This window comes from Mycobacterium sp. SMC-2, assembly GCF_025263485.1.
Lineage (GTDB): Bacteria > Actinomycetota > Actinomycetes > Mycobacteriales > Mycobacteriaceae > Mycobacterium.
The window spans coordinates 1,659,196-1,685,393 of the sequence record NZ_CP079863.1; the positions used below are offsets into that span (position 1 = coordinate 1,659,196).

26 protein-coding genes are annotated in these 26,198 nt (G+C 70.4%); 16 read left to right on the plus strand and 10 right to left on the minus strand.

Annotated elements, in window-relative coordinates; all coding sequences use genetic code 11:
* Positions 1–11 precede the first annotated feature (11 nt).
* Positions 12–1,784: a signal peptide peptidase SppA gene (sppA, locus tag KXD96_RS07875; protein WP_260744024.1), complete on the plus strand. Its 1,773-nt coding sequence runs from the start codon at positions 12–14 to the stop codon at positions 1,782–1,784.
* A gap of 3 nt (positions 1,785–1,787) precedes the next feature.
* Here sppA and KXD96_RS07880 read toward each other — a convergent pair whose 3' ends face one another.
* Together KXD96_RS07880 and KXD96_RS07885 are read right to left on the minus strand one after the other, a co-directional pair.
* Positions 1,788–2,702: a class I SAM-dependent methyltransferase gene (locus tag KXD96_RS07880; protein WP_260744025.1), complete on the minus strand. Its 915-nt coding sequence runs from the start codon at positions 2,700–2,702 to the stop codon at positions 1,788–1,790.
* 22 nt (positions 2,703–2,724) lie between these two features.
* The gene (locus tag KXD96_RS07885; RefSeq protein ID WP_260744026.1) at positions 2,725–3,633 is read right to left on the minus strand and encodes a class I SAM-dependent methyltransferase; all 909 of its coding nucleotides are present in this window, start codon (positions 3,631–3,633) and stop codon (positions 2,725–2,727) included.
* Between the two features lie 96 nt (positions 3,634–3,729).
* On the opposite strand from KXD96_RS07885, the gene KXD96_RS07890 reads away from it, so the two are divergent.
* Both KXD96_RS07890 and KXD96_RS07895 read left to right on the plus strand, forming a co-directional pair.
* Complete coding sequence (locus KXD96_RS07890) at positions 3,730–4,503, plus strand: SDR family NAD(P)-dependent oxidoreductase (protein WP_260744027.1); 774 nt, start codon at positions 3,730–3,732, stop codon at positions 4,501–4,503.
* Positions 4,500–5,732 carry a zinc-binding dehydrogenase gene (locus tag KXD96_RS07895; RefSeq protein WP_260744028.1) on the plus strand — a complete coding sequence of 411 codons (1,233 nt, stop codon included), beginning with the start codon at positions 4,500–4,502 and terminating at the stop codon, positions 5,730–5,732. Before KXD96_RS07890 ends, KXD96_RS07895 begins: the two co-directional genes overlap by 4 nt.
* Here KXD96_RS07895 and KXD96_RS07900 read toward each other — a convergent pair.
* On the minus strand, positions 5,729–6,367 hold the full coding sequence (locus KXD96_RS07900) for a class I SAM-dependent methyltransferase (protein WP_396878217.1): 639 nt from the start codon (positions 6,365–6,367) through the stop codon (positions 5,729–5,731). The genes KXD96_RS07895 and KXD96_RS07900 overlap by 4 nt on opposite strands.
* Positions 6,368–6,441: 74 nt before the next feature.
* On the opposite strand from KXD96_RS07900, the gene KXD96_RS07905 reads away from it, so the two are divergent.
* Positions 6,442–7,296 (plus strand): AraC family transcriptional regulator, encoded by an 855-nt coding sequence (locus KXD96_RS07905; protein ID WP_260744030.1) that lies wholly within the window; start codon positions 6,442–6,444, stop codon positions 7,294–7,296.
* A 1-nt stretch (position 7,297) separates the two neighbouring features.
* Here the strand turns inward: KXD96_RS07905 and KXD96_RS07910 are convergent, their stop codons facing one another.
* From KXD96_RS07910 to KXD96_RS07925, 4 genes are read right to left on the minus strand one after another with little or no spacing between them, the layout of a single operon-like run.
* Positions 7,298–8,332, minus strand: coding sequence for a dihydrodipicolinate reductase (locus KXD96_RS07910; RefSeq protein WP_260744031.1), 1,035 nt, complete (start codon positions 8,330–8,332; stop codon positions 7,298–7,300).
* 2 nt (positions 8,333–8,334) lie between these two features.
* Positions 8,335–9,252: an MBL fold metallo-hydrolase gene (locus tag KXD96_RS07915; protein WP_260744032.1), complete on the minus strand. Its 918-nt coding sequence runs from the start codon at positions 9,250–9,252 to the stop codon at positions 8,335–8,337.
* Positions 9,252–9,905 carry an L-fuculose-phosphate aldolase gene (locus KXD96_RS07920; RefSeq protein ID WP_260744033.1) on the minus strand — a complete coding sequence of 218 codons (654 nt, stop codon included), beginning with the start codon at positions 9,903–9,905 and terminating at the stop codon, positions 9,252–9,254. The genes KXD96_RS07915 and KXD96_RS07920 overlap by 1 nt, the downstream gene beginning before the upstream one ends.
* Complete coding sequence (locus tag KXD96_RS07925) at positions 9,902–10,891, minus strand: NAD(P)-dependent oxidoreductase (RefSeq protein ID WP_260744034.1); 990 nt, start codon at positions 10,889–10,891, stop codon at positions 9,902–9,904. Before KXD96_RS07925 ends, KXD96_RS07920 begins: the two co-directional genes overlap by 4 nt.
* 30 nt (positions 10,892–10,921) lie before the next feature.
* On the opposite strand from KXD96_RS07925, the gene KXD96_RS07930 reads away from it, so the two are divergent.
* Positions 10,922–12,283, plus strand: coding sequence for an FGGY-family carbohydrate kinase (locus KXD96_RS07930; RefSeq protein ID WP_260744035.1), 1,362 nt, complete (start codon positions 10,922–10,924; stop codon positions 12,281–12,283).
* A 9-nt stretch (positions 12,284–12,292) separates the two neighbouring features.
* On the plus strand, positions 12,293–12,958 hold the full coding sequence (locus tag KXD96_RS07935) for a GNAT family N-acetyltransferase (protein ID WP_260744036.1): 666 nt from the start codon (positions 12,293–12,295) through the stop codon (positions 12,956–12,958).
* A gap of 1 nt (position 12,959) precedes the next feature.
* Here the strand turns inward: KXD96_RS07935 and KXD96_RS07940 are convergent, their stop codons facing one another.
* Complete coding sequence (locus KXD96_RS07940) at positions 12,960–13,865, minus strand: class I SAM-dependent methyltransferase (RefSeq protein ID WP_260744037.1); 906 nt, start codon at positions 13,863–13,865, stop codon at positions 12,960–12,962.
* A 232-nt stretch (positions 13,866–14,097) separates the two neighbouring features.
* On the opposite strand from KXD96_RS07940, the gene secY reads away from it, so the two are divergent.
* The 8 genes from secY to KXD96_RS07980 all read left to right on the plus strand — a co-directional run bounded on the left by secY (position 14,098) and on the right by KXD96_RS07980 (position 20,574).
* Positions 14,098–15,423, plus strand: coding sequence for a preprotein translocase subunit SecY (gene secY / locus KXD96_RS07945; RefSeq protein WP_260744038.1), 1,326 nt, complete (start codon positions 14,098–14,100; stop codon positions 15,421–15,423).
* The gene (locus KXD96_RS07950) at positions 15,420–15,965 is read left to right on the plus strand and encodes an adenylate kinase (RefSeq protein ID WP_260744039.1); all 546 of its coding nucleotides are present in this window, start codon (positions 15,420–15,422) and stop codon (positions 15,963–15,965) included. Before secY ends, KXD96_RS07950 begins: the two co-directional genes overlap by 4 nt.
* A 2-nt stretch (positions 15,966–15,967) precedes the next feature.
* Positions 15,968–16,768 carry a type I methionyl aminopeptidase gene (gene map, locus KXD96_RS07955; protein WP_260744040.1) on the plus strand — a complete coding sequence of 267 codons (801 nt, stop codon included), beginning with the start codon at positions 15,968–15,970 and terminating at the stop codon, positions 16,766–16,768.
* Between the two features lie 115 nt (positions 16,769–16,883).
* Positions 16,884–17,375 (plus strand): sigma-70 family RNA polymerase sigma factor, encoded by a 492-nt coding sequence (locus KXD96_RS07960; protein WP_396878729.1) that lies wholly within the window; start codon positions 16,884–16,886, stop codon positions 17,373–17,375.
* A 41-nt stretch (positions 17,376–17,416) separates the two neighbouring features.
* On the plus strand, positions 17,417–18,145 hold the full coding sequence (locus KXD96_RS07965; protein WP_260745269.1) for an anti-sigma factor: 729 nt from the start codon (positions 17,417–17,419) through the stop codon (positions 18,143–18,145).
* 7 nt (positions 18,146–18,152) lie between these two features.
* Entirely contained in the window at positions 18,153–19,361 is a 1,209-nt protein-coding gene (locus tag KXD96_RS07970) for an NAD(P)/FAD-dependent oxidoreductase (protein WP_260744042.1), read from the plus strand.
* A 23-nt stretch (positions 19,362–19,384) separates the two neighbouring features.
* A complete protein-coding gene (locus tag KXD96_RS07975; protein ID WP_260745270.1) occupies positions 19,385–19,951 on the plus strand; it encodes a DUF4389 domain-containing protein in 567 nt (188 codons plus the stop codon).
* On the plus strand, positions 19,948–20,574 hold the full coding sequence (locus KXD96_RS07980) for a class I SAM-dependent methyltransferase (RefSeq protein ID WP_260744043.1): 627 nt from the start codon (positions 19,948–19,950) through the stop codon (positions 20,572–20,574). The genes KXD96_RS07975 and KXD96_RS07980 overlap by 4 nt, the downstream gene beginning before the upstream one ends.
* Here the strand turns inward: KXD96_RS07980 and KXD96_RS07985 are convergent.
* Together KXD96_RS07985 and KXD96_RS07990 are read right to left on the minus strand one after the other, a co-directional pair.
* Complete coding sequence (locus tag KXD96_RS07985) at positions 20,561–22,960, minus strand: FtsX-like permease family protein (protein WP_260745271.1); 2,400 nt, start codon at positions 22,958–22,960, stop codon at positions 20,561–20,563. The genes KXD96_RS07980 and KXD96_RS07985 overlap by 14 nt on opposite strands.
* 89 nt (positions 22,961–23,049) lie before the next feature.
* Positions 23,050–23,745, minus strand: a complete 696-nt coding sequence (locus KXD96_RS07990; protein ID WP_260744044.1) for an ABC transporter ATP-binding protein — start codon at positions 23,743–23,745, stop codon at positions 23,050–23,052.
* Positions 23,746–23,823: 78 nt separating this feature from the next.
* Here KXD96_RS07990 and KXD96_RS07995 point away from each other — a divergent pair, with 78 nt between their 5' ends.
* Entirely contained in the window at positions 23,824–25,569 is a 1,746-nt protein-coding gene (locus KXD96_RS07995; protein WP_260745272.1) for a thiamine pyrophosphate-binding protein, read from the plus strand.
* Positions 25,550–26,197 carry an SRPBCC family protein gene (locus KXD96_RS08000; RefSeq protein ID WP_260744045.1) on the plus strand — a complete coding sequence of 216 codons (648 nt, stop codon included), beginning with the start codon at positions 25,550–25,552 and terminating at the stop codon, positions 26,195–26,197. The genes KXD96_RS07995 and KXD96_RS08000 overlap by 20 nt, the downstream gene beginning before the upstream one ends.
* Position 26,198 lies beyond the last annotated feature (1 nt).

Sequence of the window (26,198 nt, forward strand, 5' to 3'; positions counted from 1 at the left end):
ACGCTGCAGACATGTTCGCCTTCCTGCCCTCGATCCCCGGGGTCGACGACGTCCGCGCGCTGGCCGGGCGGGTCGACACCGCCCGCCACCACGGCGTACCCAACGGCTGTGTGCTCGAACTCGACCTGCGTTCGGCGCCGCCGGAGGCGATCGGGTTCGACCCGCTGGCGATTTTCACCGGGGGCAGGCCGATGGCGTTGCGCGACGCCGTCGCCGCCATCCACCGCGCGGCCGAGGACCCGCGGGTCGCCGGGCTGATCGCCCGGGTTCAGCTTGCCGCGTCGCCGCCGGCCGCGGTGCAGGAGCTGCGCGAGGCCATCGCCGCGTTCACCGCCGCCAAGCCGTCGCTGGCCTGGGCCGAGACCTACCCGGGCACGCTGTCCTATTACCTGGCGTCGGCGTTCCGCGAGGTGTGGATGCAGCCGTCGGGAAGCGTCGGGCTGATCGGCTTCGCGAGCAACGCCACCTTCCTGCGCGACGCGTTCGACAAGGCGGGCATCGAACCCCAATTCGTCGCGCGCGGCCAATACAAGTCGGCGGCAAACCGTTTCACCGAACACGGCTTCACAGCGGCGCACCGCGAGGCCGTCACCCGGATGCTGGAAAGCCTGCAGGAGCAGGCGTGGCGGGCGATCGCCGAATCGCGCAAGCTCGACCCCGAAGCGCTCGACGCGCTGGCCGACCGCGCCCCGCTGTTGCGCGACGACGCGGTGGCCGCCGGCCTGCTCGACCGGATCGGATTCCGCGACGAAGCCTACGCCCGCATCGCTGAACTCGTTGGGGTGGAGGACGTTTCGGATGACACCGCCCCGCCTCGCCTGTACTTGGCGCGCTACGCGGGCGCGGCCCGCTCCCGGTTGGCCCCACCCAGGCCACAGGTTCCGGGCCGCCGGCCCAAGCCGACCCTGGCCGTCGTCACCGTCGACGGCATGATCGTGGACGGACGCGGCGGGCCCCAGTTCCTCCCGTTGGGCGTCGCTGTCGCCGGCGGCGACACGATCGGGGCGGCGCTACGGGAGGCGGCCGCCGACGACTCGGTGTCCGCGATCGTGCTGCGGGTGAACAGTCCCGGCGGGGCGATCACCGCCTCGGAGAGCATCTGGCGCGAGGTGACCAGGGCCCGCAAACGCGGCAAGCCGGTGGTGGCTTCCATGGGCGCGGTGGCCGCTTCCGGCGGCTACTACGTGTCGATGGGCGCCGACGCCATCGTCGCCAACCCGGCGACGGTCACCGGTTCGATCGGTGTGATCACCGGCAAGCTGGTGGTGCGCGACCTGTTGGAGCGGTGGGGGGTCACGTCGGATACCGTGCGCACGAACGCCAATGCCGACGCCTGGTCGATCGACGCGCCGTTCACGCCGGAGCAGCAGGCCCATCGGGAAGCCGAAGCGGACCTGTTCTACGCGGACTTCGTGCAGCGGGTCGCCGAGGCGCGCAACCTGACTGCCGAAGCCGTCGATCGCGTTGCGCAGGGACGCATCTGGACCGGTGCCGACGCGCTCGAGCGCGGCTTGGTTGACGAACTCGGCGGGTTCCACACCGCGGTGCGCCGGGCCAAGGTGCTGGCCGGCCTGGACGTGGACAGCGAGGTCCGCATCGTCAGCTATCCGAGCTCCTCGCTGCTGAACATGGTGCGGCCCCGGGCCTCGTCACAGCCTGCCGCCGCCTCGCTGCCCGACGCGTTGGCCGCGCTGCTCGGCCGCACGGTCACCGGCGTCCTGGCCAACGTCGAACAGACGCTGAGCGGCGCCCGCGTGCTGTGGCCCGGGCCGTCGCGGTTCTAGAAGCTAGCCGGTGAGCCGGCCGCTGATGAAGATGATCTCGCCGAGCGGGTCGTCGTTTTCGCGGGGCGGCACCTCGATGCCCTGGCGCCGGAACAGTTCCGTTCGAGTGGTGCCCTCGACGTCCCAGCGCTTGGACCGCAGGTAGTCCACGACGTGGTTGCGCTCGCCGGCGTAGACCAGCGAAGCCATGTCGATGTCCACGCCGTGGTCGCGGAAGGAGCCGGACATCTCCCGCACCTTGTCGGCATCGAAATCGACGATGCCGGGCACGAATTCGGTGGCGATCGTGCTCCCGGGCACGCTGAGCGCGGTGATGTTGTCGAACAACCGGTCCTGGGCTTCCGGCGGCAGGTAGATCAGCAGACCCTCGGCCAGCCAGGCGGTCGGCGCCGCGGCGTCGAACCCGGCCGCCTTCAGGGCGGTCGGCCAGTCGGCGCGCAGGTCGATCGGCACGGCGCGCCGCGCCGCGGCCGGTTCCGCGCCGATGCCGGCCAGCGTGTCCGTCTTGAACTCGATGACGCGGGGCTGGTCGATCTCGTAGACCACCGTGCCGTCCGGCCACGGCAGGCGGTAGGCGCGCGAGTCCAGGCCGGACGCGAGGATCACCACCTGCCGGATCCCGCCGCCGGTGGCGTCGACGAAGTAGTCGTCGAAATACTTGGTGCGCACCGCCATTCCGTCCACCATCGCCTGCATGCGTACCTGCGAGGCGTTCTCGATCGCGTCGAGGTCGAGCTCGCCGTCCATCATCTTGATGAAGAAGTCCACCCCCACCGCGCGCACCAGCGGTTCGGCGAAGGGGTCGTGGATCAGGCCGCGGGGATCCTTCGTCGCCATGGCGCGCCCGGCGGCCACCATGGTCGCGGTCGCGCCCACACTGGACGCCAGATCCCACTCGTCGTCGTGAGCGCGTGACATAGGCGAAACCCTAGCCAACCCGCTACGCCAGCGTCGCGGCGACGTAGCTCAGTTCGCCGAAGGCGGCCGACATCTCGTCCTCGGGGAAGTCAAACCCGTTCCGCGCGTACAACTCCCGAGCTGGGTGGGCCCTCACCTGCCAGCCGTGGGTGCTCAAGTAGTCGACGACGATGTTGCGCTCGCCCCGGTAGAACAGGTCGGCGGCGTTGAGGTTGAAACCGAGCCGCTGCCAGCGCTGGCTGATGCGCTGCAACCGCTCGTCGGAGAACGCGTTGCCGTCGGGCATGTGTTCGGTGGCCAGGCGGCTGCCGGGCGCGCTGAGCGCGGTGATGTTGTCGAACAACCGGTCCTGGGCCTCGGGCGGCAGGTAGGGCAGCAGCCCTTCCGCGCTCCACGCGGCCGGCTGCGTGACGTCAAAGCCGCCGTCGCGCAATGCCGCCGGCCAGTCGTCGCGCAGGTCGATGGCGATCGCGCGGCGCTCGGCGGTCGGGGCGGCACCGAGGCCGGCCAGCGTGTCGGTCTTGAACGCGATGACCTGCGGCTGGTCGATCTCGTAGACCACCGTGCCCACGGGCCACCGCAAGCGGTAGGCGCGGGTGTCCAGCCCGGAAGCCAGGATCACGGCCTGCCGCACGCCGTCTTTGGTGGCGGCGGTGAAGAAGTCGTCGAAGAACCGGGTGCGCACCGTGATCTGCTCGGCGCGGGCCTTGCGGTTGAACAGCGGGTCGTCCTCGAAATCGACCTGCCCGTCGACGATGCGGATGAAGGGCTCCAGGCCGACGGCGCGGACCAGTGGGTCGGCCAGCGGATCGTCGAGCAGCGCGTCGGGCCCCTGCGACGCCACCGCGCGGGATGCCGCGACCATGGTGGCCGTGGCACCCACGCTGGACGCCAGGTCCCAGGTGTCTCCCTCATACCTGGTGGAGGTCATGTTTACCCCTGTTCAGAAGTAGTTCGGCTAATATTTAGCCGATTTAACAAGCCTCTTCCACTGTACGCTTTCCCCGATTCGCGGCAACCTTGACTGATGGGTGATCGGGTGCTCATCACGGGCGCTTCGTCCGGTCTGGGCGCGGCCCTGGCCCGGCGGCTGGCCGGCCGCGGGGCGGTGGTGGGGCTGGTCGCGCGCCGCCGGGACCGGCTGGGCGAGGTGCTGGCCGATTGCCGGCGCACCTCGCCGGCATCGGCGATGTGGGTGGCCGACCTGGCCGACACCGCGGCGCTGGGCGACCTGGCCGCCGGGGTGTGGGACGCACTCGGCTGCATCGACGTGCTGATCAACAACGCGGCCGTCCCGAAGCGCCGGCCCGTCACCGCGCTGACCCCGGACGAGGTGGAAAACGTCATGCGGGTCAACTTCTTCGCCCCGATGCGGCTCACCCTGGCCCTGCTGCCGCGCATGCTGGCCCGCGGATCCGGCCTGATCGTCAACGTGTCGAGCGTCGGCGGCCGGCTCGGCATCATCCACGAGTCCGCTTATTGCGCAAGCAAATTCGCGCTCTGCGGGTGGAGCGAGGCGATGGCCGTCGACCTGTACGGCTCCGGCGTCTCGGTGAAGCTGATCGAGCCGGGTCCGGTCGACACCGAGATCTGGGACCACCCCGACAGCGAGCGGCCGCTCTACCAGGGGCCCAAGGTGGCCGCGGACGTGGTGGCCGACGGCATCATCGCGGCGCTGGACGGCGATGGCTTCGAGCACTACGTGCCCGACCTGAAAGCGGTCGTGGACGCCAAGAACGCCGACCTCGATGCGTTCATCGCCGGCGCGGCGGCTCTCGACACCAGCGAGTCGCCGCAATGAGGGCGCTGGTGTACGGCGTGCCGCCGGAGCCCTTCGAGGTCCCCGACGGGGCCAACACGCTCACGGCGAACCTGGGCCGCACCCCGACCGCCCTGCGGGACGTGCCGGAACCGCGACTGCCGCACGACGATTGGGTGCTCACCCGACCGCGGTTGACCGGCATCTGCGGCTCGGATTCCAAGCAGATCCTGATGGATTTCGGCGAGGGCGACGCCGACAACGCCATGTCGTCCTTCTGTTCCTTCCCGCAAGTCATGGGCCACGAGGTGGTCGCCGACGTGGTCGCGCTGGGCCGCAAGGCGCGCGGGCTAGAAGTGGGGCAGCGGGTGGTGCTCAACCCGTGGCTGTCCTGCGCGCCCCGCGGCATCGAGCCGCCCTGCCCCGCCTGCCGGGATGGCGACTACAGCCTGTGCTGGAGCTTCACCGACGGGGACATCAAGCCGGGCATCCACACCGGGGTGTCCGCCGACGTGACGGGCGGCTACGCCGAATTGATGCCCGCGCACGACAGCATGCTGTTCGGCGTGCCGGATGCCATTTCCGACGAGATGGCCGTGTTCGCCGACCCGTTCTCGGTGTCCCTGCACGCGATCACCCGCCACCCGCCGCCGCGCTCCGGGCGCGCCCTGGTGTACGGGGCCGGCTCGCTGGGATTGTGTGCGGTCGCGATCCTGCGGGCGCTCTACCCGGACGTGGCCGTCGCGGTGGTGGCGCGCTTTGCGGCCCAGGCCGAGCTGGCCCGAAGGTTCGGGGCCGCGCTGGTGGTGGATCACGAACCGCGCCTGGCCGTCGTCGAGGAGTTGGTCGCGTGGGGCGGCGGCCGGTTGCGGCAGCCGCTGCTGGGGCTGCCGATGGCCCACCCCGGGGCCATCGACGTCGTCTACGACACCGTCGGCAAGCCGGAGACGTTCGAGGTCGGCGTGCGGGTGTTGCGCTCGCGCGGGACGCTGGTGAAGGCCGGCGTGCACGCGCCCGGCCGCTGGGAGTGGAGCCCCTTGTATTTCAAGGAGATCGACCTCGTGGGTTCCAACGCCTTCGGCGTCGAGGAGGTCGACGGGCAGCGCAAGCATGCCATCGCCCACTACCTGGACCTGGCGGCAGGCAGCCGGGTGGACCTGCGTCCCATGCTCACGCACACCTTCCCGCTCGAACACTGGCGCGAGGCGTTCCTCGCGATCGCCAACCAGGCCGACAGCGGTGCCGTGAAGGTCGCGTTCGACCAGCGCTAGGCGGGGCGGGTCGCGCGGTAGTAGGTCAACCGCCCGAGAACGTGGTGCCGCGTCGACGCGACCTCGGCGCAGTCGAACCCCGCCGCGGTCAGCAGCCGCGGAATCGCGTCGCCGAGATTTCCCGCCACGTGCGGGCTGCGCCGGATGAGACGTGCCAGCAGGCTCCGGTCGGTGGTCGTGTCGCCGCCGATATCGACCAGGTGCAGCCTGCCTCCGGGGCGCAGCACCCGGAAGATCTCCTGCGCCGCAGCGGCTTTCGCGCCGTCGTCGACATGGTGCAGCATCATCGATGACAGCACCCGGTCGAATTCGCCGTCGGCGTAGGGCAACCGCTCGGCGTAGCCGTGCTCGAAACGGACGTCGTTGGCCTTGCGGCGCGCCCGGTCGAGCGCGCGCGGATCGGGGTCGCAACCGACCGCCTCCAGCTGCGGATGGCCGCGTTTGGCCCGAATGATGAGATTGCCCGTGCCGCAGCCGATTTCCAGGACACGACGGCAGTCGCCGAGCCCGGCCTGTGCGATGAGGGCCTGGTGAACCTTGTTGATGCCCAGCAGGCGTGATATCAGGTCGTAGCAGGGCAGCAGTGCGTCGTGGCCGGCGGCGGGCAAGTAGTCATGTGGATGATGTTTCGTCACGAAATCCATGGTGAATCGATGAACGGCGGAATAATTGGGTGATCCTCGGTGAAAATAGGACTATTTTTGGCGACATGACGCGGCCTGCCCGGATGGTTCGACGGCGCGCGGGGGTGCCGATTTACGAATACCGCACGGATCCCGACACGCCCCCGGTTTCGGTGGCGCGGTCGGGTCCCGAGGATTTCATCGAGCGCGGTCGCCACATTCACGACTTCCCGGCAATCTGGTACCTGCCCTCCGCGGGGCTGGTGTACGTGGCCGCCGCGGGCCGGGTGCTCGACCCCTGCCGGCTGGAGTTCCGCGACGCCGGTGTGGCGGTGTTCTTCGACCCGGGCGCGCTCGGCGAGGACGCGCGATCGCCATGGCCGGCGTGGCGGGCGCACCCGCTGCTGTTCCCGTTCCTGCACGGACAGGCGGGCGGGATACTGCGCCTCGACCTGCCCGTGGCCCGGCGGTCGGCGTGGGACGCCGCGATCCGTTCGATCGAAACGGAACTGGACGCGCGGCAGGACGGTTACCGGCAGGCGGCGCTGGCGCACCTGACCCTGCTGTTGATCGACCTCGCGCGGCTGGCCGGGCCGGTGGTGGCCGAGCTGCGGCGCAGCGGCGAACCGCTGGTGGCCGAGGTGTTCGAGGTGATCGACCGGCGGCACGCCGAGCAGCTGTCGCTGCGCGACGTCGCCGGCGAACTCGGCATCACACCGGGACATTTGACGACCGTGGTCCGGCGCCGCACCGGACGCACGGTGGGGGAGTGGATCACCGAACGCCGCATGGCGGAGGCTCGCACATTGCTTGGCGAAACGGACCTTCCGATAGCCGACGTGGCCGGGCGGGTCGGGATTGCCGACCCGGGCTATTTCAGCAGGCTCTTCAGCCGGACCCACGGCGTTTCGCCCCGCAAATGGCGCGGTGGGGCCGCCTGACTCAAACCTTCAGCGCCCCTTGGGATCCGGTGATCGGCAGGTCGATGGGGGTGATGACGCCGGGCCGCGCGTCGCAGACGAACGGGATGGCGTTGACCGCGGCGACGGCGGTGCTGTCCATCAACACGGTCATCGCATCCTGCCCGGGCTCGCCGAACCGGATCGTCGCGTCGACGCGTGGCGTGCCCTCGATCACCACGCTGAAACCCTCGGGGTCGCTCCATTGCGGGTCGAGCGCGTCGTTGCTCATGGTCCAGCAGATGGCGAGCTCGACCACCGGCCGGCCGCCGAGAAGGCCGCGATAGGTGCGGCGCTGGCCCCCAATGGTGCCGGCGGTGAAGCCCACCCACCCCAGGTCCAGATCGCGGGTCAGCACCGCGGGCTCGACGAACGCCTCCTTGGAGTCGAGTTCGACGCCGAGCATGGTGGCGATCATGTCCAGCGTCTCGAAGTAACCCAGGCCGTACCGTTGCGTCGCCGGGTCGATCCGCGTCACCGGTTCCCGGGGTGATTTGCCGAATCCGAGCACCTTCCACACTTCCCACACGGGATAGGTTGTGCAGTCCAACGTTTCGACCAGCGTGACGTTGCGAACCTGCCGGCAGGCGCCGGTGAGGAAGCCGGCGACGACGTTGATGAAGCCCGGCTCGAAGCCCGTGCCCAGGAAGGTCGCGCCGCCCCGGTGCGCCGCCTCCTCGAGCGCCGGGAGTTCGGCCGGGTGATGGGTGCCGGTCAGGAAATCGCCCGTGGTGACGACGTTGATGCCGGCGCGCAGCATCCGCAGCACCAGGTCGTAGTCGATGGCGCGGGGCATGTAACACACGCAGTCCGGTCGGAGCTCGATCAACGCGTCGGCATCGCCGGTTGCGGCAACTCCGACCGGGGCCTGGTCCGCCAGCTCGCCCGCGTCGCGGCCCACCTTGTCCGAGCCGAAGGCGTGGACGCCGACCACGTCGAAGTCGTCGCGGTCCAGCAGGACGCCGAGCGCTCGCCTGCCGATGTTGCCGGTCGACCACTGGACCACTCGGTACACCATGGTCACACCGTATCGATGTCGAGCCAGTGATCGACGTCGAATTGGTCGTCGACGGCGCGGATGGTGGCGCCGCCGCGACCGGGGTAGTGCGCGGGTATCACGGCCGCTTTCGCTTGCACGGCCTCGGTGAAGATCCGGTGGCGGGTGACCGCGGCGGCCGGTGCGTCCATGTCGAACGCGCAGGCGTCGGCGGGCCGGCGGAGTTGCAGCGGGCTGTGGGTGAGGTCGCCGACGAAGACCGCCGGCCGGCCCGCGTCCAGCCACAGCACCGAGGAGCCCGGCGTGTGTCCGGCGGCCGGCCTCAGTCGCAGCGACGGGCTGATCTGGTAGTCGCCCGACCATTGGACGAGCTGACCCGCCTCGGCGATCGGTGCGACGCTGTCCGCGAACACCAACCGGTCGCCGCGCTGCTGAGCCGCTTCTTCGTCGTTGCGCGGCGATCGCGTCGCCGCGGGCCCGTCGGGCGCGAAGTGGCGGTAGTCGGCGGCCGGGACGACATACCGGGCGTTGGGGAAGGTGGGGACCCACGCACCGTTGGTGAGCATCGTGTTCCACCCGACGTGGTCGGAGTGGATGTGGGTGTTGACCACCACGTCCACGGCGGCGCGATCGACGCCGGCGGACCGCAGGGCGCCCAGGAATCCGGTGTTCAGGTGGTCCAGGGGCGGCATGTGCGGGCGGTCGCGATCGTTGCCGACCCCGGTGTCCACCACGACGGTCAGCCCGTCGACCTCGATCACCCAGCTTTGGATCGCGATGTGCCACTGATCGGTCGAGGGGTCGAAAAAGTCCGGCACCAGCAGGTCGGCGTTGTCCCGCCAGCCGGACGGCGGCGTCTGCGTGAAAAGGCTTGCAGCAAGGTCGAATTGGAGTTCAGCGACCCGCGCCACGCTCGCGCGGCCGAACCGGACCGGGCGCATCAGGCGTTCGCGCGCAGGTAGCCGTACACGCCGGCGAAGTTGCGGTTCACGTCCTCGGGGATGGGCACGGGGCCGCCGAGAGCCCTTGCGCCCCAGACGATCTGGGCGGTGCGCTCCACCAGCGCGGTGATGTGCAGCGCCTTGTCCGGCCGCGGTCCCACGGCCACCAGGCCGTGGTTGGCGATCAACGCCGCGCCCCGGCCGTCGAGCGCCCTGACGGCGTTGGTGCCGACCTCGGGCGTGCCGGACGCGGCGTACTCGGTGCAGCGGACGTCCCCGCCGCAGTACACCGCGAACTCGTCGATGCAGGCCGGGATCGATTGGTGCGCAATGGCGAACATGGTGGCCCACACCGGATGGCTGTGAATGACGCTGCCGATGTCGTCGAACGCGCGGTAGCAGGCCAGGTGCAGCTGCATCTCCGACGACGGCGAGCGGCCGTCCGCGGCGTGCAGCACGGCGCCGTCCGGGCCGACCAGGACGAGGTCGTCGAGCTGCATGTCCCGGTAGTCGACCGACGACGGCGTGATGACGATGTTGCCGTCGGAGCGCCGCGCGGAGATGTTGCCCGCGGTTCCCTCGACCAAGCCCCGGCGCAGCATGTCCTTGGCGGCGTCCAGCACCGCCGTTTCGGGGTTGTCGACGGACTTCATGGCCGTAGCACCTCCGGGTTGACGATGTGGGCGGGCGTCCTGCCGGCCAGCAGGGCTTCCAGGTCGTCGGCCACCATCTGCGCCTGCCGGGCCTCAGTGTTCCACGTGGCGCCGCCGATGTGGGGCGTCAGCACGACGTTGGGCATGCCGACCAGCGGGTGGTCGGTGGGCAGCCATTCGCCGACGAAGTGGTCCAGCCCGGCGGCGGCCACCTTGCCGCCGCGCAGCGCGTCGACCAGCGCGTCGGTGTCGTGCAGCTGGGCGCGGGCGGTGTTGAGGAAGACCACGCCGTCGCGCATGGCGGCGAACTGCGGCGCCCCGATCATGCCGGCCGTGTCGTCGGTGACGGGCGCGTGCAGCGAGACGACGTCGGCCTCGGCCAGCAGCTCGTCCAGGCCGTGCCGGGCGTCGTCGTTGTACGGGTCGTGGGCGATGACCCGCAGGCCCAGCCCGGACAGTCGCCACTGTGTGGCGCGGCCGACGGCGCCGAGGCCCACCAGCCCGGCGGTGCGCCCGGCGACCTCCCAGCCGCGGAACCGCTGATAGGGGATGCTGCCGTCGCGAAAGATGTTGCCGCTGCGGACGTCCGCGTCCGCGGGCAGCAGCTGGCGGGTGGCGGCCAGCAGCAGCGCCACGGTCAACTCGGCGACCGCGTCGGCGTTGCGGCCCGGGGTGTTCAACACCGGAACACCGGCCGCGGTGGCGCCGGCGATGTCGACGTTGTTGGGATCGCCGCGGGTGGACGCCACGGCAATCAGGGTGCGCGCCCCCAACTCGAACACCGGCCCGCTTACCGAGTCGCTTTCCACCACAACGACATCCGCGGCCTCGGAGGTGATGCGCTCGGCCAGTTGTTCGGCGCTGTAGATCCGCAGCGGGGTCTGCTCGATCCAGGGGTCGTAGACCACGTCGGCCAGTTCCCGGAGCTTGGCGAACCCCGGCCCCCGCAGCGGGGCGGTCACCAAGGCGCGCGGTCTTGACGTCACGAACCCCAATGCTGGCGTACGGTGACGCCCGTGTCACGTGATGACGTCACAATCGGCATCGACGTCGGCAGCACGGCGGTCAAGGCGGTCGCCGCCGACGCCGACGGCCGGGTGACGGCGCGGGCGCGAATCCCGCACCGGTTGCGGGTGCCCACGCCCGACCGCCTCGAGCACGACGCCGACGAGGCGTGGCGGCGCGGGCCGGTGGCGGCCCTGAACCAGCTGGCCCCCGGGCCGAACGTCCGCGCGGTGGCCGTGTCGGCGATGGTGCCGTCGCTGACGGCCGTCGACGCCGCCGGCGTTCCGATGACGCCGGGGCTGCTCTACGGCGACGAACGGGGCCGGGTGCCGCAACAAGCGGCGCAGCCGCTGCCGGCGCTGGGCGAGGCCGCCGAGTTCCTGCGCTGGACCGCCGCCCAGGCGCCGGGCGCGGCCGGCTATTGGCCGGCGCCGGCGGTGGCCAACCACGCGCTCGCGGGCGAGGCGGTCATCGACTTCGCCACCGCCGCAACGGCGTACCCGCTGTTCGAGGGGACCGGCTGGAACCCCGACGCGTGCGCCGAACGCGGCGCGCGGCCCGACCAGATGCCGCGCGTGCAGAGCATGGGGGCCGCCGTGGGGCAGGTGCACGGCAGCGGCGCCGCGCTGGGGATCGGCGCGATCGACGCGTTGTGCGAACAGATCGTGGCCGGCGCCGACCGCGACGGCGACGTGCTGGTGCTGTGCGGCACCACCCTGATCGTGTGGACCACCATCGGGGAGCCCCGGCAGGTGCCGGGGCTGTGGACCATCCCCCACACGGCCGCCGGCAAGAGCCAGATCGGCGGGGCCAGCAATGCCGGCGGGCTGTTCCTGGGCTGGGTGGACCGCGTGGTCGCCGCCGGCGACCCGGCCGCCGCGCAGCCCGGGCGGGTGCCGGTGTGGTCGCCCTACATCCGCGGCGAGCGCACCCCGTTCCACGACCCGGACCGCCGCGCCGTGCTGGACGCCCTGGACCTCACCCACGACGCCGCCGCGCTGCGCCGGGCCGCCTACGAGGCGTCGGGCTTCGTGGTCCGCCAGCTCATCGAGCTGAGCGGGGCGCCGGTGGCGCGCATCGTCGCCACGGGCGGCGGCACCCGGGTCGCACCGTGGATGCAGGCCGTCGCCGACGCCACCGGCCGCCCGGTGGAGGTGTCCGGGGTGGCCGAGGGGGCGGCGCTGGGCGCCGCCTTCCTCGCGCGGATGGCCGCCGGGCTGGAGACCTCGATCGCCGACGCCGCGCGCTGGGCCCGCACCGAGCGCGTCGTCGAGCCCGACCCCGGCTGGGCGGCCGCGGTCGAGGATCGCTACCAGCGGTTCCTGGTGCTGGGAAACCGCCGATGTAGCGCACTACCCCGGGCGGCGTTCTAGGCTGGTGCAATGACCGACCACGACCGCAAAGCCGCCCGTCGCGAGATCGCCGATGCCCTGCTGAAAGCCCTTGAACGGCGGCATGAAATCGCCGATGTCGTGGTGGAGTCCGAGAACAAGGCGGCCGCGGTCGAGGCGATCGTCCGCCTGCTGGACACCTCCCACGTGGCCGCCGAAGCGGTGATGGGGATGTCGTTCGATCAGCTCACCATCGACTCGCGCCGCAAGATCCTCGCCGAACTCGAGGACCTGAACAAGCAGCTCAGCTTCACCCTGGGCGAGCGGCCGGCCAGCTCGGGGGAGACCCTGGAACTGCGGCCCTTCTCCGCCGAGAAGGACCGCGACATCTTCGCCGCCCGCACCGAGGACATGGGCGCCGCCGGCGACGGTTCCGGCGGCCCGGCCGGCAACCTCGATGACGAGATCAGCGCGGCGCTGGCGCGCCTCGACGACGAGGAGGCCGCCTGGTTCGTGGCCGTCGCCTCCGGCGAGAAGGTCGGCATGGTCTTCGGCGAGTTGCTCGGCGGCGAGGTCAACGTGCGGATCTGGATCCACCCCGAGCACCGCAAGAAGGGTTACGGCACCGCCGCACTGCGCAAGTCGCGCACCGAGATGGCCTGGTGCTTCCCCGCCGTGCCGATGGTGGTGCGCGCGCCGTCCGCCAGGCCCGCCTGAGCTAGCCGAGCGCCGCTGTGACGGCGACGATGTTGCGCAGCTGGGACGTCTCGTCGTCCGGGAACACGAGGCCGTAGTCGGCGAAGTACTCGCGGCGCTCCCGGGTGGTTACGTTCCATCCGCGACCGGTCAGGTAGTCCACGACATTGCTGCGCTCGCCGTCGAAGAACAAACCCGACAGGTCGATGTCACACCCCAGGTTGGCCCACCGCTCGTTGAACTGCTTGGCGCGTTCGCTCATCGTCCGGCCCGAATCGCCGTGGAATTCGGTGGCCAGCCTGCTGCCGGGGGCGCTGAGGTCGGTGATGTTGTCGAAGAGCCGGTCCTGGGCTTCGGGCGGCAGGTACATCAGCAGGCCCTCGGCGCTCCACGAGGTGGGCTGCCCCTGGTCGAACCCGCTGCGCCGCAACGCTTCCGGCCAATCGTCGCGCAGGTCGACGCTGACGGTCCGCCGGTCCGCGCTGGGGGTGGCGCCCAGCTTTGCCATGGCGGCGGTCTTGAACTCGACGACCTTGGGCTGGTCGACCTCGTAGACGACGCTTCCGGGCGGCCAGCTCAACCGGTACGCGCGGGCGTCGAGGCCGGCGGCGAGGATCACCGACTGGCGGATCCCGTCCCGGGCGGCGCCCCTAAAGAAGTCGTCGAAGAAGCGGGTCCGCACCGCGATCGAGTCCGTCTCGAGCTGCAGGTCCCGTTCGCCGTCCTCGGCGTCCGGCGGCGCCAGCTCACCGTCGACCAGGCGGCAAAAGAATTCCAGGCCCACGGCTCGCACCAGGGGCGCCGCGAACGGGTCGTCGATGATCGGGTCGGTGGCCTCGCTGGCCAGCGCGCGGGCCGCGGCGACCATCGTGGCCGTGGCGCCGACGCTGGAGGCCAGGTCCCAGCTGTCTTGGTCAGTGCGTGTCATGGCGCTCCCACTTACTTAGCAAATGCAACGAGCCACGCGCGACTCTACCTTCCACGGCTTGCGGCTTCCTGTGCTTTCATGGGCGGTCGCCGACGGCCGTGGACGGAGTTACCCACATCAGCTGTTAGTCTCGTACACGGTTTGACGCGCCGTAAAATGGTCGGCCGTACGTCCTGGCCTGCGGGTGTTGGGCGCGTAATGCAGGAAACCCCCCGGCTGCGCAGGAGGAAGAGTGCTTTCGGCTTTCATCTCATCGCTGCGAACAGTCGACCTGAGACGGAAGATCCTCTTCACGCTGGGCATCGTCGTTCTCTATCGGCTGGGCGCCGCTCTGCCGTCCCCTGGCGTCAATTTCCCGAACGTCCAGCAGTGCATCAAAGAAGCCAGCGGCGGCGCGGCCGGGCAGATCTACTCGCTGATCAACCTGTTCTCCGGCGGTGCGCTGCTGAAACTGACGGTGTTCGCGGTCGGCGTGATGCCCTACATCACCGCCAGCATCATCGTGCAGCTGCTCACGGTGGTCATCCCGCGCTTCGAGGAACTGCGCAAGGAAGGCCAGTCCGGCCAGGCCAAGATGACCCAGTACACCCGCTACCTGGCCATCGCACTGGCGATCCTGCAGGCGACCAGCATCGTCGCGCTGGCCGCCAACGGCGGCCTGCTGCAGGGCTGCTCGCTGGACATCATCGCCGACCAGAGCATCTTCACGCTGGTCGTCATCGTGATGGTGATGACCGCCGGCGCGGCCCTGGTGATGTGGATGGGTGAGCTGATCACCGAGCGCGGCATCGGCAACGGCATGTCGTTGCTGATCTTCGTCGGCATCGCGGCCCGCATCCCGTCCGAGGGCAAGGCCATCCTGGACAGCCGCGGCGGGGCCATCTTCGCCGCCGTCTGCGTCGCCACCCTGGCCATCATCGTCGGCGTGGTGTTCGTCGAGCAGGGCCAGCGCCGCATCCCGGTGCAGTACGCCAAGCGCATGGTGGGCCGGCGCATGTACGGCGGAACGTCGACGTACCTGCCGCTCAAGGTCAACCAGGCCGGCGTCATCCCGGTCATCTTCGCGTCGTCGCTCATCTACATCCCGCACCTGATCACCCAGCTGATCCGCAGCGGCAGCGGCGGCGTGGGCAACAGCTGGTGGGACAAGTTCGTCGGCAGTTACCTGTCCGACCCCAGCGACCCCGTCTACATCGGCATCTACTTCGGGCTGATCATCTTCTTCACCTACTTCTACGTGTCGATCACGTTCAACCCCGACGAACGTGCCGACGAAATGAAGAAGTTCGGCGGGTTCATCCCCGGCATCCGGCCGGGCAAGCCCACCGCGGACTACCTGCGTTATGTGCTGAGCCGCATTACCCTGCCGGGCTCGATCTACCTCGGCGCCATCTCGGTGCTGCCCAACCTGTTCCTGCAGATCGGCAACGGCGGGGCCGTTCAGAATTTGCCCTTCGGCGGTACCGCGGTTTTGATCATGATTGGCGTCGGCTTGGATACCGTCAAGCAGATCGAGAGCCAGCTGATGCAGCGCAACTATGAAGGGTTCCTGAAGTGAGAGTCGTTTTGCTGGGGCCGCCGGGGGCGGGCAAGGGAACGCAGGCCCAGAAGCTCTCCGAAAAGCTCGGGATCCCGCAAATTTCCACCGGCGAACTCTTCCGCAGCAACATCGAGAACGGGACCAAACTCGGCATCGAGGCCAAGCGCTATCTGGACGCCGGGGACCTGGTGCCCTCGGAGCTGACCAACCAGCTCGTCGACGACCGGCTGAGCGAGCCCGACGCGGCCAACGGCTTCATCCTGGACGGGTATCCGCGGTCGACCGAACAGGCCGAGGCGCTGCACAAGATGCTCGAACGCCGGGGCACCGACATCGACGCCGTGCTGGAGTTCCGCGTCTCGCAGGAGGAGTTGCTGCAACGGCTCAAGTCGCGTGGCCGCGCCGACGACACCGACGACGTCATCCTCAACCGGATGAAGGTCTACCGCGACGAGACCGCGCCGCTGCTGGAGTACTACCGCGACGAGCTCAAGACGGTCGACGCCGTCGGCACCATGGACGAGGTGTTCGCCCGCGCCCTGCAAGCGTTGGGCAGGTAAGCATGAACCCGCTGGCGCGGTTGCGGAGTCGCAAAGTCGTGCCGCAGCGCACCGCCGGCGAACTCGACGCGATGGCTGCGGCGGGGGCGGTGGTCGCGGCCGCGCTGCAGGCGGTTCGGGCGGCCGCGGCCTCGGGGGTCTCGACCCTGGCCCTCGACCAGATCGCCGAGTCGGTGATCCGCGAGGCGGGCGCGATTCCGTCGTTCCTCGGCTACCACGGTTACCCCGCGTCGGTCTGCGCGTCGGTCAACGAGCGGGTGGTGCACGGGATCCCCTCGGCCGCGGAGATCCTGGCGCCCGGCGACCTGGTGTCCATCGACTGCGGCGCGGTGCTCGACGGCTGGCACGGCGACGCCGCCATCACCTTCGGTGTCGGCACCCTCGACGCGGCCGACCAGGCGCTCAGCGACGCTACCCGGGAATCGCTGGAGGCCGGGATCGCGGCGATGGTTCCCGGCAGCCGGCTGACCGACGTCTCGCACGCCATCGAGACGGGCACGCGCGCGGCCTCCGACCGGCACGGGCTCGCGTTCGGGATCGTTGAGGGCTACGGCGGCCACGGCATCGGCCGGCACATGCACATGGACCCGTTCCTGCCCAACGAGGGCTCGCCCGGGCGCGGCCCGCTGCTGGCCCCCGGGTCGGTGCTGGCCATCGAACCGATGCTGACGCTCGGGACGGGCAAGACCGTGGTGCTCGACGACGAGTGGACCGTCACCACCTCCGACGGCTCGCGCGCGGCACACTGGGAGCACACCGTCGCGGTGACCGACGCCGGCCCGCGCATCCTGACTCTGGCTTAGCCGGCTGAACCGGCTGAACTAAACGGCCATTCGACTCGTTTCAGTAGTCGGAGGTGATGGAGTGGCTCGTGTGGCAGGCACTCGGGGGGCTTCGGGGGCTGCCGAAGCCGCGCTGATGAGGGCGCTCTACGACGAGCACGCGGCGGTCTTGTGGCGTTACGCCCTCCGGCTGACGGGGGACGCGAGCCAGTCCGAGGACGTGGTCCAGGAGACGTTGCTGCGGGCCTGGCAGCATCCGGAGGTCGTCGCGGACACGGAACGCTCCGCCCGCGCCTGGCTGTTCACCGTCGCCCGCAACATGATCATCGACGACCGGCGCAGCGCGCGGTTCCGCAACGTCGTCGCTTCGACGGACGAGGCGGGCGCGCCCGAACGGTCGACGCCGGACGAGGTGAACGCCGCGCTGGACAAGCTGCTGATAGCCGACGCCATGGCGCAGCTGTCCGCGGAGCACCGGGCCGTGATCGAACGGTCCTACTACCGCGGATGGACCACCGCGCAGATCGCTGCAGACCTCGGCATCGCCGAGGGAACGGTGAAGTCGCGATTACACTACGCCGTGCGGGCGTTGCGGCTCACTCTGCAGGAACTTGGGGTAACCCGCTGAGGGGCTCCTGATGCTTGAGGGGTGATGAGGAAATGGATGACATGATGACGCCGCAACGGGGCATCGGGCCTCCCGACGATCCGTACGCGATGTGGGATGCCGCATACGTGTTGGGCTCGTTGTCGGCCGCCGAGCGCCGCGAATTCGAGGCCCACCTCGCGCATTGTCCGGCCTGCCGGGGCGCCGTCGCCGACCTGAGCGGTGTGCCGGCCCTGCTGTCGCAGCTCGACCGCAACGAAGTGGCCGCGATCAACGAGTCCGGTGCGGCCGCCGGATTGCCGGCGACGCCGGAGATGTCGCCCGAGCTGTTGACGTCGTTGCTGGCCAAGGTGAGCTGGCGCCGGCGTCGCGCGCGGATCGTCACCTGGGTGGCCTCGTCCGCCGCGGCCGTGGTGCTGGCGATCGGCGTGTTCGTTGGCGTGCAGGGGTATTCGTCGTCCCCGTCGCAGCAGGTGACCGCGTCCTCGGCGCCGATGGCGCAGGTGGGCACCACCCTGCTGGCCTCGACCGTGCAGCTGTCCAGCCAGCACTGGGGCACGTCCATCAACCTGCGGTGCGTGTGCCTGGCCCCGCTCAACGCGCACCACGACACGCTGGCGATGGTCGTGGTGGGCCGTGACGGCAGCCAGACCCGGCTGGCGACCTGGGTGGCCGAACCCGGCCACACCGCGACGCCAGCGGGCAGCATCTCGACGCCGGTCGACCAGATCGCCGCCGTGCAGGTGGTCGCCGCCGATACCGGCCAAGTTCTGCTGCAGCGTTCGATGTAGGCCGCACGTGGCTGGCGGACGCTCCCTTCGGGCCCTGGTGGTGGGCGCCGGGGTGGGCGGCATCTCCGTCGCCCGGGGGTTGTTGCGCGACGGGCACGACGTCACGGTCTTCGAGCGGCGACCCGAGGTGCGGGCGGCCGGCGGTGCGGTGACGATCTGGTCCAACGGCGAGACGGTGCTCCGGCAGCTGGGCGTCGACATGGACGGGGCCGGTCAGCTGCTGTCCACCGTGCGGGCCGTGACCTCCACGGGCCGTCCGCTCGCCACGCTGGACGTGGCCGCGATGGCGAATCGGCTCGGCGCACCGGTCCGGATGGTTCCGCGCCGGGTGCTCCTGGAGCGGTTGCTGGACGGCTTTCCGGGCGACCGGATCCGATGCGACTGCCGCGCAATCGGATTGGCCGCAACGCGCGACGGCGTGCGGATCGAGTTCGACGACGGCAGCTCGGCCGAGGGCGACCTGGTGATCGGCGCCGACGGCCTGCATTCGATGGTCCGCGACAGTGTCGGCGCTCGGGAGGCCAAGCCCACCGGCTGGTGCAGTTGGCAGGGGCTGATCAGCCTTGGGGAGATCCGGGACAGGGACACCGCGCTCATGGTCATCGGCGAGCGGGGAAACCTCGGCCTGTGGCCGGCCGGGGGCTCCGATGTGCAGTGGTGGTTCGACCTGCCGTGGTCGTACGGCTTCGTGCGCCCGCAGCGTCCGATCGAGACGATCCGGTGCCATTTCACCGGGTGGTCCGACGCCGTCGACCGGGTGCTGGCGGTCCTGACCGACGACGACCTGGCGCACTCGCCGTATCCCCATTTCCGGCATCCGATACCGCCCGCGGGCCGCGGCCCGGTCACGTTGGTCGGCGATGCCGCCCACACGATGCCGCCGACCCTGGCGCAGGGGACCAACCAGGCCCTGCTCGACACCATGGTGCTGTGCAAGTCGCTGTCGGATCTGGCGAGCGACGCCTCCAACGGCGCTGTGTCGGGCGCGCTGCGCAGGTATGAGAAGACCCGCCGGCGCAAGGTGATGGCCGTGTCCCGGGTGGCGTCGCTGCCGGTTTCGCACGGTGAGGTCGTGCTGCGACCGGCCGCACTGATCCCCGACCGGCTGCAGGCCCGCGCCCTCACCACGTTTCTGCTGTGGACGAGCCACCGCCGGATGTCCGCGGAGATCGACCGGGAATTGGGGGCAGCGACGGCAAGCCGAACCAGCCCGTGAACCGTCCGGACGAATCCATCAGGGTGCGAGGCGATTTCGACGCCCCGTCACGCTGGCTCTGGCTGTTGAAGTGGTGCGTGCTCGCCGTCCCGCACTACCCGATCCTGATCGGGCTGTACCTGGTCTACCCGCTGTCGACCGTGGTCGCGGGCGTCGCCATCTTGTCCACCGGGCGGTATCCGCGGCCGATATTCGACTTCAACGTCGGTGTGCTGCGCTGGTCGTGGCGGGTCATGAATTTCAGGTTCCCGATGAACAGCACGGACAGGTATCCGCCTTTCACGTTCGCGTCGCGGCCCGACTACCCGGGTGATCTGCAGGTCGACTATCCGGAGCGGCTGAAGAGGTGGGCCGTGCCGGTGAAGTGGCTGTTGGCCATCCCGCACATCCTGCTCTGCTGGTCGATGGAGCCGCTGCTGCAGCTGCTGTGCGTGATCGCCGCGGTGACGTTGTTGTGCACCGGGGCCATCCCGGCGGGCATGTTCGACCTGCTGCTGGGCATCGTGCGTTGGCGCTACCGGGTGGCCGTGTACGTGTCCCTGATGCGCGACGAATATCCACCGTTCCGAATGGATCTGGGTGCTCGGTGACGCGCCGTAATCCCTTGTTCCCGTACGTGTACCGGTTCGGTCAGCCGGTCTTTGACCGGCTGTTCTATCACCGGTATCGCCGCGCGGCGCTCAGCAACGCAACCGGCCGGCTGCTGATGCTCGGCCTGGGTCCGGGCACCGACCTGAGGTTCCTGCCCGCCGCGGTGACGTCGGTCGCCGCCGTGGAGCCGGAGGCGCCGTTCCGGCGGATGGCGTCCCGGCTCGCCGGTCGCCACGGCATCGCCGTCGACATCGTGGAGGGCAGTGGCGAGTCGATTCCATTCTGCGACAACAGCTTTGACTCGGTACACATCGGCCTGGTGTTGTGTTCGGTCAACGACGTGGCCGCCACCCTCGGTGAGATCCGCCGGGTGCTGGCACCGGGCGGCAGGCTGGTGGTGCTCGAGCACGTGCGCGGGGACGGCGCGATGGGCCGGTTCCAGGACCTGGTCGCCAAACCGTGGTCGTGGCTTGCCGCCGGTTGCGAGCCGAACCGGCGAACCCTGGATTCCATCGCCGCGGCCGGGTTCGACACCACGACGCTGCGCACCATCCCGCGCACCCCGGTCCCGTTCCCGTGCAAGCCTCATTTGCAAGGGTTCGCCACCCTCACTGGACGCTGACGGCCTCGATGATGTTCAGCCGCGCCGCCCGCCGCGCGGGTGGCAGCGAGCCGAGCAGGCAGATCGCCAGCGCCCCCGCGGTGAAGGCCAGGGCCATCGGGCTCAGGCGGAAGCCGACCGGAAAATTCATGATGTCCCCGCTGATCAGACTGAACAGCCACTGGTCGATCAGGCCGAAGAGCAGCCCGAAAACACCACCCACACAACCGATTCCGGCTGCCTCGGCCAGGACCATGCGCAGGGCGAACCGGCGGCTGGAGCCCATGGCCCGCAGCACGCCGATCTCACGGCGGCGTTCGAGCACCGAGAGCGTCAGCGTGTTGAGCAGCGCGACGGCGGCCACGGCGACGACGATCACCCACACGGCGTTGGCGATGAACATGCTCTGATGCAGCGGGGCCTCGAGCCCCGCCAGGGCCGCGCGCCCGTCGTAGACGTGGTTGGGCGCCGGCACCACCCGGCGGACCTCGGTCAGCAGCCGCTTCGGATCCGTCCCCGGGGCCGCGGCGATTTGCAGGGTGGTCGCGGCCGGGCGGTCGAACCACGCCCGCAGGTGATCGAGATCGATGCCCACCGTGCCGATGACGGTCGAGAAGAACGGCACCAGGGCCAGCACGGCCGTCTGCCGCGGGCCGTGCGGCGTCTGCAGCCGCAGCGGATCGCCAACGCGGACGTGCAGCGTCGCACCGAGATTCTGGGTGAGCACGACGCCCCGGCCGGCGAGCACGTCGGCGCGCAGGCGTTCGTCGAGCGCGCGGAACAGCGGGTCCCGGGTTCCGTCCGAGAAACCGTCGAGCAGGACGCGGGTGCCGCCGACGACGGCGAACCCGGACGCGCCCTCGGTCACCCGCCCCACCCCGGGCAGCGCGGCCAGTCTTTCGGAAAGGCCCTGCGGCAGAGGGTCGGTGGGGTAGCTGCCCGGGGGATTCGCGCTGACCCACACGTCGACGCCGGCGGCCGGGACGAACACGCCGCGGGCCGAGCGGAGCATGTCGGCGTTGGTGCCGGTGATCACGACGGTGGTGACCACCCCAATGAGCACGGTCATCACCGTGGCCCACACCCGTCGCGGCGCGCGTTCGATGGTGGCCGCGGCGAGCGCGCCGAACGATCCGGACAGGCGTGCCGCCGTGGCCGTGCCCTTGACGATGGGTGCGCTGAGCGCGAAGCCGAGCGCGATCTCGGCGCTCAACAGGGCGGCCATCGCGGCGAACGCGAGCGTGCCGCGTTGGCCGATGACAACCCAGATCGAGACCGCGAATACCGCGACGGCGCCCACCCCGGCGGCGACGCGCAGCCGGCGCGGTACGACGTCGGCCGTCGACGCCCCGATGGGCGCCAGCGCCTCGATCGGCGCGACCTTGTACACCTGCCGCGCGGCCATCGCCGACGCGGCCACGCTGGTGGCCGCCGTGGCCGCGAGGGCCAGCGGGATGGCGTAACCGGGCAACCAGTATTCGACGCGGGCCTCGAGTCCCTGCGTGATCGCCGGGGGCAGTCGGCCAATCGCGGTGTGGCCGGCCAGGATTCCCAGTCCGGACCCGATGGCCCCGCCGAACAGGCCGAGCACCGCCGCCTCCCCGACCATGTCGCCGACGATGGTGACGCGCCGGCCGCCGATCGCACGCAACATGGAGATGACCGGCCGGCGCTGGGTGATCGCCATGGTCATCGTCGTGTAGATGAGGAACGCGCCGACCACCAACGCGATCGCCGCCCCCAGCAGGGCCATGTAGTTCATCAGCTTGACGCCGTCGCCGGCGCGGGCCGCCCGAACGCTCGGGGCGGCGACCAGGGCTCGGCCGTTCACCGCGGCGGTGACCGCGGCGCGGACGTTGGCCGCATCGGCGCCCGGTTTGGTGGTGATCAGTATCGAGTCGAGCTGCCCGGGGCGGCCGGTGACGCTCTGCGCCAGCGCGAGCGGCGCAAGCACGTAGTGCCCGCCGTTGAGGTCCGCGACCTGCTTGCCCGCCAGCACTTCGGTGACCGTGACCGAGCCCGAACCCAGTTGCAGCGTCTGGCCTTTCGCGTAGCCGACCCGCGGCCCGACCTGCACGCCGTCTGGCGTCGAGGACAGCGCCCGCACGGGTCGCGCGACCGCGTCCTTCAGGGCGCCGCCCAGCGCGGCGGTGCTCGCGTCCGCGCCGAGCAGCAGCACCGGACCCGTCGGCGTGGCCGCGGAGGTTCGGATCATCGGCGCCGCGGTGGCGACGCCGGGGACCGCGGCCACGTCGGCCAGTACCGTGTCGGGGAATCCGGTGTCGGTGCTGCCCGACACCTCGAGCGCGGCCACACCGGCGATCCCGTCGGCCAGCCGGTTGACCGACCCGGTGATCGATCCGAAGATCCCGAAGATCGCGACCAGATAGGTTGCGGATACGGCCATTACGGCGATCGACGCGAACGTGCGGCGGCGGTGCACGGCGAGCTCACGCAGGCTGAACACGCGCAGTCGGCTCGCCGCCGCCGTGATCCTCACGCGGGGACCGCCGGTACGTCGGAACCGACCCGCCCGTCCTGCAGCGTGATCACCCGATCGGTCGCCGCGGCGGCCTCCGCGTTGTGGGTCACCATCACCACCAGCCGGCCGCGGCCGTCCTCGTGCGCCACCCCGGCGAGCAGCCGCAGGATCGCGGCGCCCGTCGTCGAGTCGAGGTTGCCGGTGGGCTCGTCGGCGAGGATGAGCGGCGGGTCCATCATCAGCGCGCGCGCCACCGCCACCCGCTGCATCTGGCCGCCGGACAGCTCCGCAGGCCGATGCTCGGTCCGGTTGCCCAGGCCGACGCGGTCCAGCAACCGGATCGCATCCGGTCTGGCCCTGCCCAGCCGGACACCGTCGAGCAACTTGGGCACCGCGACGTTCTCCCAGGCCGACAGCGTCGGCAGCAGGTTGAAGAACTGAAAGATGAAGCCCACCCGGTGATGGCGGAACCGCGACTGCTCTTCGTCGCCCAGGCGGCCGATCTCCTCGCCGTCGAACGTGATCGAGCCGGCATCCGGGGAGTCCAGCGCGCCGAGCAGATGCAGCAACGTGCTCTTACCCGCACCGGAGGGGCCGACCACCGACACGAATTGACCGTACTCGAGGCGCAGGCTGATCCCGTCGAGCGCGCGGACCGGTTGACCACCCACCCGGTACTCGCGCACCACGTCGCGCAGTTCGATGGTCATCTAGACACCACGAAGGCTGCCGGTAACCGGTTCACCGCCGGGGTGAACCGATCAAGCGCCCGGCTCGTGTCTGAAGGCATGTCCGGCAGGTACCGGGTGGTCGACCACATCGTCGGGCACCTCGCGACGCTCGGGGTCGACCACGTCTTCGGCGTCGACGGCGCCAACATCGAGGATCTTTACGACGCCGCGCACTTTGAGCCCGAGATCACCGCGGTGCTGGCCAAGCACGAGTTCTCGGCGGCCACCATGGCCGACGGGTACAGCCGCAGCGGCGCCGGGCTCGGGGTGGTGGCGGCCACGTCCGGCGGCGCAGCGCTGAACCTCGTCGCCGGCCTGGGCGAGTCGTTCGCGAGCCGGGTTCCGGTGCTGGCCCTGGTCGGCCAGGCCGCGACCACGATGGACGGCCGGGGCAGTTTCCAGGACACCAGCGGGCGCAACGGATCGCTGGACGCCCGGGCGCTGTTTTCGGCGGTGTCGGTGTGGTGCGAGCGGGTGCTGGCCCCAGCCGACATCGTCTCGGCGTTGCCCCGGGCCGTCGCGGCTGCGCGCACCGGCGGCCCGGCGGTGTTGTTGCTGCCCAAGGACATTCAGCAGGCGCGCATCGCCGTGGCTGACCGCGCGGGGCATGCGAACGGTTACAGCGCGCCGATCGGCAACCCGTATCCCATCGCCGCCGAACTGCGCCGCGCAACCGGTCAGGTCACCATCATCGCCGGCGAGCAGGTGGGGCGCGACGACGCCCGGGTGGAGCTCGAGCACCTGCGCGCCCTGCTGCGCGCCCGGGTGGCCACCGTCCCCGACGCCAAAGACGTCGCCGGGACACCGGGTTTCGGATCGTCTTCGGCGCTCGGGGTGACCGGCGTCATGGGCCACCCGAGCGTGGCCGAAGCGGTGGCCGCCAGCTCCGTGTGCCTCATCGTCGGCACCCGGCTGGCGCTGACCGCGCGCGCGGGCCTGGACGACGCCCTGGCGGGCGTGCGAACCGTGTCGATCGGGTCGACGCGGCCCCATCTGCCCTGCACCCATGTGCACACCGACGACCTGCGTGGCTCGCTGCGCCTGCTGACCCAGGCGCTGCGCGGTCACGGACGGCCGAACGGCCTGCGGGTGCCCGACGTGGTGCGGCGCACCGAGCTGATGCCGCCGCCCTGCCCCGGGCCGGGGGTGCGGTATCGCGACGCCATGGCGGTGCTGGACCGTGCGCTGCCCGACGGGGCCGACATCGTGGTCGACGCCGGCAACACTGGCGCGGCCGCGATCCACTACCTGCCGGCGCGGCGCGGCGGCAGGTTCGTGGCCGCGCTCGGCATGGGCGGCATGGGTTATAGCTTCGGGGCCGGGATCGGGATGGCGTTCGGGCGCGCGAACGGCCCCCGGCCGGGCGGCCGCACCGTGGTGATCGCCGGGGACGGCGCCTTCTTCATGCACGGCCTGGAGGTGCACACGGCCGTGCAATACCGGCTTCCCGTGACGTTCATCTTGTTCAACAACAACGCCCACGCCATGTGCGTGACCCGCGAGCGGCTGTTTTACGGCGACCGGTACAGCTACAACCGATTCCGGCCCAGCGCGCTGGGAACCGGTCTGGCGGCGATGTTTCCCGGGCTGATGTCGGTCGACGTCCGCGACCCGGCCGAGCTTGCGGCCGCACTTGGGGCGGCGCTGGACATCGAAGGCCCGGCGGTGGTCAGCGTCGAGTGCGCCGCCGACGAAATCCCGCCCTTCGCACCATTTCTCGCCGCGATGTCAGGCAACGCTGCTGTCACAGAACAAATTTCGGCCGCAAAGGAGAACAGGGCAAATGTCGCTGCCAGCGCTTGAGGATATCTCCATCCCCCTCGACGGGGTGGTCCGCATCGAAACCAGCCCACGGGAGCACGCCACCCCGATCATCATGGAGATGATGCGGTCGGTGTACCCGCACGACCAGGTCTTCGGACAGTACTGCACGGTCAACGATTACGTCGCCTGCCCGCCCGACGAGCTCTACGAGTACATGGCCGACACCCGCAGCCTCGAGGAGTGGACCTACAGCCTGCGCGGGTTCACGACCACCGACGAGCCGGGACTGTGGCGGGCCTACGACCGGCTGGGTTCGGAGACCGAGATCTACACGCGGACCATCGCCAACCCTGCGGCGCGGACGGTCGACTACCACTGCGCGTGGGATCAGGGCAAGCACCTGTGGATGGTCTATCTGATGCGCGTCGTCGACGCACAGGTCGTCCTCGACAAGCCGGGATCGGTTGTGCTGTGGACCAATTGCCATCACCCGTTCTACGACCACAACCCGTATCCGGAGACCGCCCCGTCGCAGCGCCCGGTGTGGGTGGGCGACTTCTGGGACATGTTCGGCGCCGGGCACGCGCTGGAGCTGCAGAACCTCAAGGCGATAGCCGAATACCGGCACCGCAACGGCCTGCCGGTGACGCCGAAATGGATGAGGTAGC